Origin of the sequence: Bradyrhizobium sp. F1.4.3 (assembly GCF_040548375.1) — a bacterium.
Lineage (GTDB): Bacteria > Pseudomonadota > Alphaproteobacteria > Rhizobiales > Xanthobacteraceae > Bradyrhizobium.
In genome coordinates, this window is record NZ_JBEPRN010000031.1 from 1 (window position 1) to 12,605 (window position 12,605).

Genomic DNA, 12,605 nt, shown 5'->3' on the forward strand with positions numbered 1-12,605 from the left:
TCACACACTTCACGGCAGAGCCCCACCCCCCCCCCCCCCCCCCCCCCGCGCCCCCCCCCCGCCGCCCGCCCCCCCCCCCCCCCCCCCCCCCCCCCGGCCCCCCCCCCCCCCCGCCCCCCCCCCCCCCCCCCGGCGGGTCGGCCTCTGGCCCGACCGCTATGCCCGCGCCCGCTCGTTGCGGATCGACAGGAGTTCCACGGGGCGGTCGGGGATGACGATCCGGAACGTGGCGCCGAGGGTGCCTTCGACCAGGTGGATGTCGCCGCCATGCGCGCGGACGAGTTCGGCGGCGATGGCCAGGCCAAGACCGCTGCCGCCGGGGCGGCCGGAGGTCTGGAACGCCTCGAACAGATGCTCCCGGGTCCGCTGGGGAACGCCGGGGCCGGTGTCGGAGACCTCCAGGATGGCCACGGCGCCCTCGCGCTTGCCCGTGATCCTTATCTGCTGCGGGCCGCCGTCGCCCGACGCATGGCTTTCCAGGGCCTGGGCGGCGTTGCGGACGAGGTTGAGCAGCACGCGGAAGAGCTGGTCGGGATCGGCATCGACGGCGAGCCCGCGCTCGATGGCGGCGACCCAGGCGATCGAGGCGTCGGAGGCGAGGCCCGCGGTCTCGCGCACCTCCAGCACGACGGGCTCGATCAGCATCATGCGGCGGTCGGGCGCGGCCTCCTGGGCGCGGCCGTAGGACAGCGTCGACTGGCAGAAGGCGATGGCGCGCTCGAGCGAGCGCACGAGTTTTGGTGCAAAACGCTGCACCCGCGGATCCGGCACGCTGGCAAGCTGGTCCGACAGCAGCTGGGCCGAGGCCAGCAGGTTGCGCAGATCGTGGTTGATCTTGGAGACGGCGAGGCCGAGCGCGGCGAGCCGGCTCTTCTGATGCAGCATCGACATCAAATCGCGCTGCATGTCCGACAATTCGCGCTCTGCGACCCCGATTTCGTCGCTGCGCTGGCTCGGCACGATGATCCGGGCCGAACTCTCGGGGTTTTCGTGGAAGCCGACCAGGCTCGCGGTCAGCCGCCGCATCGGCCGCACGAACAGATAATGCAGCGCGAGGTAGACGAGGCCCGCGGTCAGGACCGCGATGATCAGTGCGACCACCACGACGTTGCGGGAGAAGCGGTACATCGACTGCCGCAACGGCAGCTCGTCGGTGACGATCTCGATGAACTGGGCGTTGCCGACGCCGGGGCCGACGATGCGGATCGGCTGGTTGCCGGTTTCCAGCATCATCTGGAACGAGCCGGTGATCGCCGCCCACACGGTCATATCGCGCAGGTCGATGTCATGCTCGATCGTGGCCGGCAAATTGTCGCTGGCGAGCAGCCGGCGCTGCTGGCCCATCTTGATCGCGACCGCGCGCGCATTGATGCTTTTCAGGATCTGGCGCGACAGCGAATCGGGAACCATGCCGAGCGGCGCCGCGTCGAGCACCAGCGCGGCCGTGTTGGCCGCAGCGACCCGGTCATTGAGCCGGTTGACCCAGAAGTTGGCGATCGCGGGCACGTAGAGCAGGCTCGCCGCGATCATCACCAATGGAACAGTCAGCAGCAGCAGCTTGCCGGACAGGCCGAGCCCAGCCGGCCCGCGGGACCGCGTGACCGGCTGGTCCACGACCTGATCTATGCCTCGATCCAAATCTCGATCCGAGTCCTGGGTCGGCTGGAGGTCTGTCGCCACGAAATTCGCCCCTGCTGGCCTTGGCTACTGGAGGATGCGACCCGCCCGGGGGCCGGTCAAATTACGGATCGCTAATCTCCCAATGTGGGATGTAGGCGCTGATACGGCGAGTCGCCACCTCAAGGTTGAAAACCCCGCCGACACCGCGATATTCATCCGAACTGCGCGGTCCTGCGACGTTGACGAAAAGGGGGCGCTCGCATATAAGCCGCGCCGAATAGTCCGCGATGACCCGATGCGACATCGGGAGCGGCTCTTTATGGGGCCGGAAATGGCCCTTTTTGGGCCGCATCTTCCGGACTTTACCCTTAATTCTACAGGCAAATTGCCCGGTCAGCGGAGAAAAACCCGTGAAGCGGACTTATCAACCCAGCAAACTGGTGCGCAAGCGCCGTCACGGTTTCCGTGCCCGTCTCGCCACCGCCGGTGGTCGCAAGGTTCTCGCCGCCCGCCGCGCCCGCGGCCGCAAGCGTTTGAGCGCCTGAGCCTGACCCTTTTGGGATTTCATCATGGATCGGCTGAGGCAGCGGGCGGATTTCCTCGCCGTTGCCAATGGCGCGCGGGTGAATAGTCCCGCGTTTGTCCTGCAAAGCCGCCGCCGCGATGACAGCGGCCCGATCCGGATCGGCTTCACCGTTACCAAAAAGAACGGCAACGCCCCCGAGCGCAATCGCATCCGGCGCCGGCTTCGCGAACTGGTGAAGCGGCTCGACCCGGTGTCGATGCAGCCCCATCATGATTATGTGCTGGTCGGACGCCGGGACGCGCTCGCGCGCGACTTCGCGGCCATGATCGACGATCTGCGCATGGCGTTCACGAAGCCGACGCGCCATACGCTGAAGGGACGCGGCCCAAAGCCAGGTCAAAGACCAGACCGCGCCGCAGCGACCAGCCGCAAACCGGATTGATGACGAGACACCAGTGATGACCGACAATCGCAATACCATCCTTGCCGTCATTCTGTCCGGCCTGGTGCTGATCGCCTGGCAGTATTTCTACAATGTGCCGGCGATGGAGAAGCAGCGCGCCCAGCAGCAGACCCAGGCCGAGCTCCAGAAGGCCACGCCGCAGCCGACGGCCTCGGCAACGCCGGGCACCACGCCGCAATCCGGCACCACGTCGGCGCCCTCGACGACGCCCGCCGCGAACCAGCAGGCCCAGCCGGCCGTCAGCCGCGACACCGCGATTGCCGCAGGCCCGCGCGTGAAGATCGACACCCCGCGGCTTGCCGGCAGCATCTCGCTGAAGGGCGGCCGCATCGACGACCTCGCGCTGGTGCAATTCCGCGAAACGGTCGACCCGAAGTCGCCGCCGATCGTCCTCTATTCGCCGTCCGGCACGGCGGAGCCCTACTACGCCGAGTTCGGCTGGGTGCCGGCGACGGGCGTGACGGCCAAGCTGCCGGACGCCCAGACCACCTGGCAGCAGGACGGCAACGGCAATTTAACGCCGTCGACGCCTGTGGTGCTGAAGTGGGACAATGGCGAGGGCCTGACCTTCCGCCGCACCATTTCCGTCGACGACCATTATCTCTTCACCGTCAAGGACGAGGTGAGCAATGTCGGCAACGCACCGGTCACGCTCTATCCCTTCGCGCTGATCTCGCGCCACGGCACGCCGCAGGTCTCCGGCTATTACATCCTGCATGAAGGCCTGATCGGCTATCTCGATGGCTTGCAGGAATATGCCTACAAGAAGATCGACGAAGCCAAGCAGGTGAACTTCAAGGCCACCAATGGCTGGCTCGGCATGACCGACAAGTACTGGGCCTCCGCGCTGCTGCCGGACACCAGTGCCCAGCTTCAGGCGCGCTTCTCGTCGAACCTCAACGGCAATGTGCACACCTACCAGACCGACTATCTGCTCGACCCCGTCACCGTTGCGATCGGCGGCAGCGCGACGGCGAACGCGCGGCTGTTCGCGGGCGCCAAGGAAGCCGGCGTCGTCGGTGTGTTCCCGTTCGCCGGCCTCGGCGGCTACAACAAGGAGCTCGGCCTCAACCACTTCGATCTCTTGATCGACTGGGGCTGGTTCTACTTCATTACCAAGCCGATGTTCCTCGGCCTCGACTTCTTCTATCGCTTCTTCGGCAATTTCGGCATCTCGATCCTGCTCGTGACCGTGATCGTGAAGCTCTTGTTCTTCCCGCTGGCGAACAAGTCCTACGCCTCGATGGCGAAGATGAAGTCGATCCAGCCGCAGCTTCAGGTGCTCAAGGAGCGCTATCCCGACGACAAGGTGAAGCAGCAGCAGGAGATGATGGAGATCTACCGCAAGGAGAAGATCAATCCGGTCGCCGGCTGTCTTCCCGTGGTGATCCAGATCCCCGTGTTCTTCTCGCTCTACAAGGTGCTGTTCGTCACCATCGAGATGCGGCACGCGCCGTTCTTCGGCTGGATCAAGGACCTCTCGGCGCCCGATCCCACCAATCTGTTCACCCTGTTCGGGCTGCTGCACTACGACCCGACCAGTCTGCCGATGTTCGGCCACTACCTCGCGCTCGGCATCTGGCCGATCATCATGGGCATCACGATGTGGTTCCAGATGAAGCTGAACCCGACGCCGCCGGATCCGACCCAGCAGCTGATCTTCAACTGGATGCCGCTGATCTTCACCTTCATGCTGGCGGGCTTCCCGGCGGGTCTCGTGATCTACTGGGCCTGGAACAACACGCTGTCGGTGCTCCAGCAGAGCTTCATCATGCGCCGCAACGGCGTGAAGGTGGAGCTGTTCGACAATCTCAAGGCGACGTTCGCGAAGAAGGCGACGTAGCTCTCCGTCATTGCGAGGAGCGAAGCGACGAAGCAATCCAGAGTCCCTCAGCGGATGCATTTCTGGATTGCTTCGCTTCGCTCGCAATGACGAGATAAACAATTGAAAGCCTTCGCATGACCGACGACAAAGATGCGAAGCTGATCGAGACCGGGCGAAAGCTGTTCGCGCGCGACTGGCAGTTCATCTGGGCCTCGCCCTCGATCGCGACGCTGCCGCCGATGGCGGGGCTCGAGATCGCCTTTGCTGGCCGCTCCAATGTCGGCAAGTCGAGCCTGATCAACGCGCTCACCGGCCGCAACGCGCTGGCGCGGACCTCGCACACGCCGGGCCGCACCCAGGAGCTGATCTTCTTCGAGGTCCCGGGCAAGACAGACCTGCGGCTCGTCGACATGCCCGGCTATGGCTATGCCAAGGCGCCGAAGACGCAGGTCGCGTCCTGGACCGACCTGATCCACAAATTCCTGCTCGGCCGCGCCTCGCTGGCGCGCGTCTACGTGCTGATCGACGCGCGGCACGGGCTGAAGGATGTCGACCACGAGATCCTGGGGACGCTCGACCGCTCCGCCGTCAGCTACCAGATCGTGCTGACCAAGGCCGACCAGGTGAAGGCCTCCGAGCTTCAGACGCGCATCATCGAGACCGAAGCCGCGCTGGCAAAACATCCGGCCGCGTTCCCGAACGTGATCGCGACCTCGTCGCGGAGCTCGACCGGCATGGCCGAACTGCGCGCCGCGATGGCGAAGCTGCTGGAAGAGCGGAGCTCGTGATGGCTGCGTTCCGCCTGTTGATCGGGCTTGCCGGTTTGATGGGCGCCGCCGGCGTGGCGCTCGCGGCCGCCACCGCCCACGGCGCGGACGCGAGCCGGCTTGCCTCCGCCAGCGCCATGCTGCTGTTTCACGCAACTGCCATACTTGCGGCTGTCGCTTTGCTCGCGCGCGGACTTCTGCACGGCGGAATTGGCCTCACGGCCACGTTCGGCTTCGCAATCGCAGCCGCGCTATTCGCGGGCGACCTCACCGTGCGCCAATACGCCGGCCATTCGCTGTTTCCGTATGCGGCGCCGACCGGCGGGACGCTGATGATTTTGAGCTGGCTGGCGGTGACCCTGGCAGCCGTGGTGAGGAAGTGACGCTCGTGTCCCGGACGCGGCGCGGCATGAAATGACGCGACGCTGAGCCGGGACCCAGTAGCCGTATGGGCCCCGGCTCTGCAGCGCACCGCTACTGGACGATGCTTCGCATCGCCAGGGAAGCGCTGCGCTGCGTCCGGGGCACGAGAGTTTCCCCGAAGAGCACTTTGCGCCTCGCCCGCCAATCAGATAGAACGCGGCCCGACAGTCCCGCCAGCGAGATCCGCCCCATGACCGAAATCTCACCGCTCGACCAGGCCCGCATCCTGTCCGAAGCGCTGCCGCACATGCAGCAGTATGACGAAGAAACCATCGTCATCAAATATGGCGGCCATGCCATGGGCGACGAGGAGACCGCGAAGAATTTCGCCCGCGACATCGTGCTGCTCGAGCAGACCGCGATCAACCCTGTGGTGGTGCACGGCGGCGGACCGCAGATCGCGACCATGCTCAAGCGCCTCGGCATCGTCTCGGAATTCGCAGCCGGCCTGCGCATCACCGATGCCGCGACCATCGAGATCGTCGAGATGGTGCTCGCGGGCTCCATCAACAAATCGCTGGTCGGCTACATCAACGAAGCCGGCGGCAAGGCCGTCGGCCTCTGCGGCAAGGACGGCAACATGGTCACGGCGTCGAAGGCGACGCGCACCATGGTCGATCCTGATTCCCACATCGAGAAGGTGGTCGATCTCGGCTTCGTCGGCGAGCCGGAGAAGGTCGACCTCACGCTGCTCAACCAGCTCATCGGCTACGAGCTGATCCCGGTGCTGGCGCCGCTCGCGACCTCGAAAACGGGCCAGACCTTCAACGTCAACGCCGACACTTTTGCCGGCGCCGTCGCCGGCGCGCTCAAGGCCAAGCGCCTGTTGCTGCTCACCGACGTGCCGGGCGTACTCGACAAGTCGAAGAAGCTGATCCCGCAGCTCTCGGTGAAGGACGCGCGAAAGCTGATCGCCGACGGCACCATTTCCGGCGGCATGATCCCGAAGGTCGAGACCTGCATCTACGCGCTCGAACAGGGCGTACAGGGCGTCGTCATCATCGACGGCAAGATGCAGCACGCGGTGCTGCTCGAGCTCTTCACCAACCAGGGCACGGGGACGCTGATCCACAAGTGATGGACGAGCGGACAAAGAACGGCGTCATGGCCGGACGGCGCCAGCGCCGTTCGGCTGTGACACGCGTCCTGATGGCGCTGCCGGCCGCAGCCATCTCGTACCTCTTCTCCGCCGCGCCGGCCGTCGCCGACCTCAAGATCTGCAACCGCATGTCCTATGTCGTCGAGGCCGCGATCGGCATCGACGACAAGGCGGCGACCGCGACACGCGGCTGGTTCCGGATCGATCCCGCCACCTGCCGCGTGGTGGTGCAGGGCACGCTCTCCGCCGACCGCATCCTGCTCAACGCCCGTGCGCTCGGCGTCTACGGCGCTTCCCCGATTCCACAGAACGGCAGCGATATGCTCTGCGTCGCGCAGGACAATTTCGTCATCGCGGCCGCACGGCAGTGCCGCAGCGGCCAGACCCAGGCGGCCTTCACCCAGATCACGCCGACGCAGGGCGACGACGGCAATCTCGTCGCCTATCTCGCCGAGGATTCCGAATATGACGACGAGCAGGCGCGGCTCGCCGGGATTCAGCGGCTCCTGGTGATCGCCGGCTATGATGCAGCTCCTATCGACGGCGTCGACGGGCCGAAGACGCAAGGTGCCCTTGCCGCGTTCCTGAAAGGCCGCGGGCTGCCGTCCGACACCGTGTCCTCGCCAAACTTCTTCAAGACCATGGTCGACGCAGTGCAGACGCCGTCGCCGAGCGGACTGACCTGGTGCAACGACACGCCACACAAGGTGATGGCGGCGGTCGCCACCGACGACGGCAAGTCCGTGACGAGCCGCGGCTGGTATCGCATCGATCCCAACAAATGCCTGCACCCCGACGTGGCCGGACAACCGAAGCAGATCTTCAGCTTCGCGGAGGCCGTCGACGCCGACAACCGCACCATCAAGCTGAAGGACCGGCAGCTCAACTGGGGCGGCGACAGGCAGCTCTGCACGCGCGAGACCAAGTTCGAAACCAACGAACAGACCGATTGTGGCGCGCGCGGATTCGCGGCGACGGGTTTTGGCGTGGTGGATATGAGCAGCGGCGGCAAGACGCTGCGGTTTGCTGTGCCGTGATTGGTGGTGGTGTGATCAGCTCTAGCGCCACAAACACTCGTGTCGTCCCGGCGAAGGCCGGGACCCATAACCACGACAGGAAGTTGTCGCGCGAAGCTGCTAACTCCGAGTCTTCGCCAAACCACTCCCTGGGGGTATGGGTCCCGGCCTTCGCCGGGACGACAGCGGAAAGTGGGCGACGCTTGCGTGTAACGGATAGAGATTTACGATGAGCCCACCCCGCACCTTCATCCATGTCGACACCTGGGTGTTCGACCTCGACAACACGCTCTATCCGCATCACGTCAACCTGTGGCAGCAGGTCGATGCGCGGATCGGGGAGTTCGTTTGCAGCTGGCTGAACGTGACGCCTGCGGAAGCGCGGAAAATCCAGAAGGATTACTATTTGCGCTTCGGCACCACCATGCGCGGCATGATGACCCTGCATGGTGTGCGCGCCGACGACTATCTCGCCTACGTGCACAAGATCGACCACTCGCCGCTGGAGCCGAACCCGCAGCTCGGCGAAGCCATCGCAAAGCTGCCGGGGCGCAAGCTGATCCTGACCAACGGCTCGGTCGACCACGTCGATGCAGTGCTGGCGCGGCTCGGCCTCGCCACCCATTTCGACGGCGTGTTCGACATCATCGCCGCCGGGTTCGAGCCCAAGCCCGCGCCGCAGACCTATCGGAAATTTCTCGGCGACCATGCGGTCGATCCGGCCAAGGCCGCCATGTTCGAGGATCTCGCCCGCAACCTCACCGTCCCGCACGAGCTCGGCATGACCACGGTGCTGGTGGTGCCGGATGGCACCAAGGAGGTGGTGCGCGAGGACTGGGAACTGGAGGGGCGTGATGCCACCCATGTTGACCACGTCACGGATGATCTGGCGGGGTTTTTGGGCAAGCTGTCGCCCAAATAGCCGCCGCCGCCCCGGGCAAGCGTATGCGTAGACCCGGGACGACAGTGGAGTATGGACGACGGGTGAGTATGCCTTGACTCTCCCCCGCCAAATCCCGAAAAAGCGCTCCAATTCATCACAAATTCCCGTCTGCCTCTGAGGAAATCCCGATGTCCCTCCAAGCCCTCGAATCCACCATCAATAGCGCTTTCGACGCGCGCGACGGCATCTCGACCTCGACCAAGGGCGAGGCGCGCGAGGCTGTCGATCACGCGCTGGAGATTCTGGACAAGGGCGAGGCGCGCGTCGCCGAGCGTGGCGCCGACGGCAAGTGGAAGGTCAATCAGTGGCTGAAGAAGGCCGTGCTGCTCTCCTTCCGCCTCAACGACATGGGCGCCATTCCCGGCGGTCCGGGCAAGGCGAGCTGGTGGGACAAGGTGCCCTCGAAGTTCGACGGCTGGGGCGAGAACCGCTTTCGCGACGCCGGCTTTCGCGCAGTGCCCGGCGCGATCGTGCGCCGCTCGGCCTTCATCGCCCGCAACGTCGTGCTGATGCCGTCCTTCGTCAATCTCGGCGCCTATGTCGATGAGAGCACCATGATCGACACCTGGTCGACGGTCGGCTCCTGCGCGCAGATCGGCAAGCGCGTGCACATCTCCGGCGGCGTCGGCATCGGCGGCGTGCTCGAGCCGCTCCAGGCCGAGCCCGTGATCGTCGAGGACGATTGCTTCATCGGCGCGCGCTGCGAGGTCGCCGAGGGCGTCATCGTGCGCAAGGGCGCGGTGCTGGCGATGGGCGTGTTTTTGGGCGCCTCGACCAAGATCGTCGACCGCGAGACCGGCGAGATCTTCATCGGCGAAGTGCCGGAATATGCGGTGGTGGTCCCCGGCACGCTGCCCGGCAAGCCCATGAAAAACGGCCAGCCAGGCCCGAATCCCGCCTGCGCCATCATCATGAAGCGCGTCGACGAGCGCACGCGATCGAAGACCAGCATCAACGAGCTGCTGCGGGATTGATGTACTAACTCCCTCACCGTCACCCTGAGGTGGCCGCTTCTTCAGCGGCCCTCGAAGGGCGACGGCCCGGCTTCCGGCTACATCTCGGCCGCTCATCCTTCGAGGCTCCCCATGGCGCGCGTAGCGCCCCATGGCTCGCACCTCAGGATGACGGGTTTAGCGCTGCATCGAACCCACCCTCCCTCCATCGCGACCAACAACCGGGCGGCCCCGACCGCCCGGAGCCTTTGGCATGGACTGGACCTGGTACCTCTTCCGCTTCGACGGCCGCATCAACCGCGCATTGCTGTGGCAGGCGCTGCTGATCGTCATGCTGCTGGCCGGCCTGCTCGGGATCATCGGTGAGGCCATCAACGTCTTCAACGGCCACAGATCCATCACCACCACGCTCATCTTCTCGTTCGACTTCAATCTCGACGAGCTCTTCAATGCCGTCGATCCCAGGTCCTACCGTCTGCTGGCATCCGCCGACCGCTCGACCCTGATCCTCAAGCTGTTCGGCACGCCGCTATTCCTGTGGATTTACCTCGCGACCGCGATCAAACGGCTGCACGATCTCGACAGGAGCGGCTGGTGGATGATTCCGTTCTTCGTCGTGCCCGGCCTGTTCGACCAGTTCTCGGACCTGCTGCCCGACGCCAACTGGGTTCTTCCGTTCGCCGTGGCAATCCAGGCTCCGTGGCTGTGGGGCACCATTGAAATGTTCGGCCTGCGCGGCACCTCCGGCAGCAACCGCTTCGGTCCCGACCCGCTGGCCGACGTCGAAGACGGCTCCGCGTCGCCCCCCTGCGAAAAGCTGGGACCAGCAGAGCGAGCTCGAATTTGTATCGCCCAGTGCTAGCCCGCCCGGCGGCATGCATGTTAAGCGGAGGTCATGATCGATGCCCTCTCCATTGCCCGCGACCTGATCCGCTGCCCCTCCATCACCCCGGCCGATGCCGGAGCACTCGGGGTGCTCGAAAAAGCCCTGAACGCTGCCGGCTTCATTTGCCACCGCGTAACCTTCAGCGACCCCGGCATCGCCGACGTCGACAATCTCTATGCGCGGATCGGCACTGACGGCCCGCACATCACCTTTGCCGGCCACACCGACGTGGTGCCGCCCGGCGACGAGAGCGCCTGGAGTGTCGGCGCGTTCTCGGGCGAGGTCCGGGACGGCTTTCTGCACGGCCGCGGTGCGGTCGACATGAAGGGCGGCATCGCCTGCTCTGTCGCCGCGGTGCTCGAACATCTCGCCGCAAACGGCGGCAAGGCGCGTGCTGACGGTAAAGGCTCGATCTCGTTCCTGATCACCGGCGACGAGGAAGACGTCTCGATCAATGGCACGATCAAGCTGCTGAAATGGGCCGCCGAGCGCGGCGAAAAATTCGACCATTGCGTGCTGGGCGAACCTTCCAATGTCGAAACGCTCGGCGACACCATCAAGGTCGGCCGCCGCGGTTCGCAATCCGGCACGCTCTATGTCGACGGCGAGCAGGGCCACGTCGCCTATCCGCACCGCGCCGCCAATCCGGTGCCGGACATTTCGCGCTTGATCGTGGCAATCAGCGACGAGCCGCTCGATCATGGCAGCGCGCAGTTCCAGGCCTCCAATCTCGAATTCACCTCGGTCGACGTCGGCAACACCGCCAACAACGTCATCCCCGGCCAGGCCCGCGCCAAATTCAACATCCGCTACAACGACAACCACACCCAGGCGAGCCTGCGCGAGCTGGTCGAGACGCGGCTGACAGAGGCCTGCGGCAACCGCATCCGCGCCCGCATCGTCTGGGAGCCGTCGAACTCGAACGTGTTCGTCACCAAGCCCGGCCCGTTCACCGATCTCGCGGTTTCCGCAATCGAGGACGTGACGGGCCGCAAGCCGGAGCTGTCGACCTCAGGCGGCACGTCGGATGCGCGCTTCATCTCGAGCTATTGCCCGGTGATCGAATTCGGCCTGGTCGGCCAGACCATGCACCAGGTCGACGAGCGTGTACCGGTTAAGGACCTGGACAAGCTGACGAAGGTGTATCGGGGGATACTGGCAAGGTATTTTGGGTAGGTAAAGTGTCACCCACCACTCTGCCGTCATGACCGGGACAAGGCCCGGGGAGAGAGGTTGCCCGTCTAACTAATAATCCACCTTCACCAGATACAGCCCGTCCGGCGGCGCGACGATGCCGCAGGCGGCGCGGTTGCGGGCTTGCAGTGCGGCGGAGAGATCGTCGGCGGTCCAGCGGCCTTCGCCGACCCAGACCAGCGAGCCGACCATCGAGCGGACCTGGCTGTGCAGGAAGGAGCGCGCCGAGGTGAGGATCGTCACCTCGCGACCGTCGCGCAGCACGTCGAGCTGGTCGAGCGTCTTCTCCGGCGACTTGGCCTGGCACTCGGTGTCGCGGAAGGTGGTGAAATCGTGCTTGCCGAGCAGGCGTTGTGCCGCCGCGTGCATCGCATCGCTGTCGAGCCGGCGCGGCACGCGCCAGGCGTGGCCGATGTCGAGCGCGAGATTGGCGCGGGTGTTGACGATGCGGTAGCGGTAGTGGCGCTTCACGGCCGAGAAGCGCGCCTCAAAAGTCTCAGGCACGATCTCGGCCTCTAACACCGCGATCGGAGCGGGGCGCAAATGCGCATTCAACCCGTCGCGAAAACGGCCCGGCGGAAACTGCTTCTCGATGTCGACATGCGCAACCTGGCCGCGCGCATGCACGCCGGCATCGGTGCGGCCGGCGCCATGGACGCGCAAATCCGCGCCGGTCATCGCCTTCACGGCAGCTTCCAATGTGCCCTGCACCGAGGGCAGCGTCTCCTGCACCTGCCAGCCGAAGAACGGCGCGCCGTCATATTCGATGGTGAGCTTGTAGCGGGGCATTTTGTCCGATGTCATCGTCCGCCTTGTGCGCAATTGCGCACTGGGGCGGACGATCCAGTACGCCGTGACGGTTCGGTTCAATCTCAGAAATCTCAGCGTAC

At 65.3% G+C, this 12,605-nt stretch carries 13 protein-coding genes; 11 read left to right on the plus strand and 2 right to left on the minus strand.

Features of this window, described 5'->3' with window-relative positions; translation table 11 throughout:
- Positions 1–156: 156 nt before the first annotated feature.
- Positions 157–1,626, minus strand: coding sequence for an ATP-binding protein (locus tag ABIB73_RS36555; protein ID WP_354232271.1), 1,470 nt, complete (start codon positions 1,624–1,626; stop codon positions 157–159).
- 404 nt (positions 1,627–2,030) lie between these two features.
- Between ABIB73_RS36555 and rpmH the strand changes: the two genes are divergently transcribed.
- From rpmH to dapE, 11 genes are all read left to right on the plus strand, one after another.
- The gene (gene rpmH, locus ABIB73_RS36560) at positions 2,031–2,165 is read left to right on the plus strand and encodes a 50S ribosomal protein L34 (RefSeq protein ID WP_008542748.1); all 135 of its coding nucleotides are present in this window, start codon (positions 2,031–2,033) and stop codon (positions 2,163–2,165) included.
- A 24-nt stretch (positions 2,166–2,189) separates the two neighbouring features.
- Complete coding sequence (gene rnpA, locus ABIB73_RS36565) at positions 2,190–2,588, plus strand: ribonuclease P protein component (protein ID WP_354232219.1); 399 nt, start codon at positions 2,190–2,192, stop codon at positions 2,586–2,588.
- Positions 2,589–2,604: 16 nt separating this feature from the next.
- Positions 2,605–4,452, plus strand: coding sequence for a membrane protein insertase YidC (gene yidC, locus ABIB73_RS36570; protein ID WP_354232221.1), 1,848 nt, complete (start codon positions 2,605–2,607; stop codon positions 4,450–4,452).
- Positions 4,453–4,568: 116 nt separating this feature from the next.
- On the plus strand, positions 4,569–5,222 hold the full coding sequence (gene yihA, locus ABIB73_RS36575; RefSeq protein WP_354232223.1) for a ribosome biogenesis GTP-binding protein YihA/YsxC: 654 nt from the start codon (positions 4,569–4,571) through the stop codon (positions 5,220–5,222).
- Positions 5,222–5,584: a DUF423 domain-containing protein gene (locus ABIB73_RS36580; protein ID WP_354232224.1), complete on the plus strand. Its 363-nt coding sequence runs from the start codon at positions 5,222–5,224 to the stop codon at positions 5,582–5,584. The genes yihA and ABIB73_RS36580 overlap by 1 nt, the downstream gene beginning before the upstream one ends.
- Before the next feature lie 230 nt (positions 5,585–5,814).
- Complete coding sequence (gene argB / locus ABIB73_RS36585; protein ID WP_247986789.1) at positions 5,815–6,702, plus strand: acetylglutamate kinase; 888 nt, start codon at positions 5,815–5,817, stop codon at positions 6,700–6,702.
- A gap of 71 nt (positions 6,703–6,773) precedes the next feature.
- Positions 6,774–7,760, plus strand: a complete 987-nt coding sequence (locus tag ABIB73_RS36590; protein WP_354232273.1) for a DUF1036 domain-containing protein — start codon at positions 6,774–6,776, stop codon at positions 7,758–7,760.
- A 208-nt stretch (positions 7,761–7,968) separates the two neighbouring features.
- Positions 7,969–8,661, plus strand: a complete 693-nt coding sequence (locus tag ABIB73_RS36595) for a pyrimidine 5'-nucleotidase (RefSeq protein WP_354232226.1) — start codon at positions 7,969–7,971, stop codon at positions 8,659–8,661.
- Between the two features lie 149 nt (positions 8,662–8,810).
- Positions 8,811–9,656 carry a 2,3,4,5-tetrahydropyridine-2,6-dicarboxylate N-succinyltransferase gene (gene dapD / locus ABIB73_RS36600; protein ID WP_354232228.1) on the plus strand — a complete coding sequence of 282 codons (846 nt, stop codon included), beginning with the start codon at positions 8,811–8,813 and terminating at the stop codon, positions 9,654–9,656.
- Between the two features lie 232 nt (positions 9,657–9,888).
- Positions 9,889–10,497 carry a DUF805 domain-containing protein gene (locus tag ABIB73_RS36605; protein ID WP_354232230.1) on the plus strand — a complete coding sequence of 203 codons (609 nt, stop codon included), beginning with the start codon at positions 9,889–9,891 and terminating at the stop codon, positions 10,495–10,497.
- A 33-nt stretch (positions 10,498–10,530) separates the two neighbouring features.
- Complete coding sequence (gene dapE / locus ABIB73_RS36610; RefSeq protein WP_354232232.1) at positions 10,531–11,697, plus strand: succinyl-diaminopimelate desuccinylase; 1,167 nt, start codon at positions 10,531–10,533, stop codon at positions 11,695–11,697.
- Positions 11,698–11,766: 69 nt separating this feature from the next.
- Here the strand turns inward: dapE and truA are convergent, their stop codons facing one another.
- Entirely contained in the window at positions 11,767–12,504 is a 738-nt protein-coding gene (truA, locus tag ABIB73_RS36615) for a tRNA pseudouridine(38-40) synthase TruA (protein WP_354232275.1), read from the minus strand.
- Positions 12,505–12,605: the final 101 nt, after the last annotated feature.

Coding starts and splice junctions, on each gene's coding strand:
- rnpA (WP_354232219.1), top strand. CDS start 2,190: ATGGATCGGCTGAGGCAGCGGGCGGATTTCCTCGCCGTTGCCAATGGC.
- yidC (WP_354232221.1), top strand. CDS start 2,605: ATGACCGACAATCGCAATACCATCCTTGCCGTCATTCTGTCCGGCCTG.
- yihA (WP_354232223.1), top strand. CDS start 4,569: ATGACCGACGACAAAGATGCGAAGCTGATCGAGACCGGGCGAAAGCTG.
- ABIB73_RS36580 (WP_354232224.1), top strand. CDS start 5,222: ATGGCTGCGTTCCGCCTGTTGATCGGGCTTGCCGGTTTGATGGGCGCC.
- argB (WP_247986789.1), top strand. CDS start 5,815: ATGACCGAAATCTCACCGCTCGACCAGGCCCGCATCCTGTCCGAAGCG.
- ABIB73_RS36590 (WP_354232273.1), top strand. CDS start 6,774: ATGGCGCTGCCGGCCGCAGCCATCTCGTACCTCTTCTCCGCCGCGCCG.
- ABIB73_RS36595 (WP_354232226.1), top strand. CDS start 7,969: ATGAGCCCACCCCGCACCTTCATCCATGTCGACACCTGGGTGTTCGAC.
- dapD (WP_354232228.1), top strand. CDS start 8,811: ATGTCCCTCCAAGCCCTCGAATCCACCATCAATAGCGCTTTCGACGCG.
- ABIB73_RS36605 (WP_354232230.1), top strand. CDS start 9,889: ATGGACTGGACCTGGTACCTCTTCCGCTTCGACGGCCGCATCAACCGC.
- dapE (WP_354232232.1), top strand. CDS start 10,531: ATGATCGATGCCCTCTCCATTGCCCGCGACCTGATCCGCTGCCCCTCC.
- truA (WP_354232275.1), bottom strand. CDS start 12,504: ATGCCCCGCTACAAGCTCACCATCGAATATGACGGCGCGCCGTTCTTC.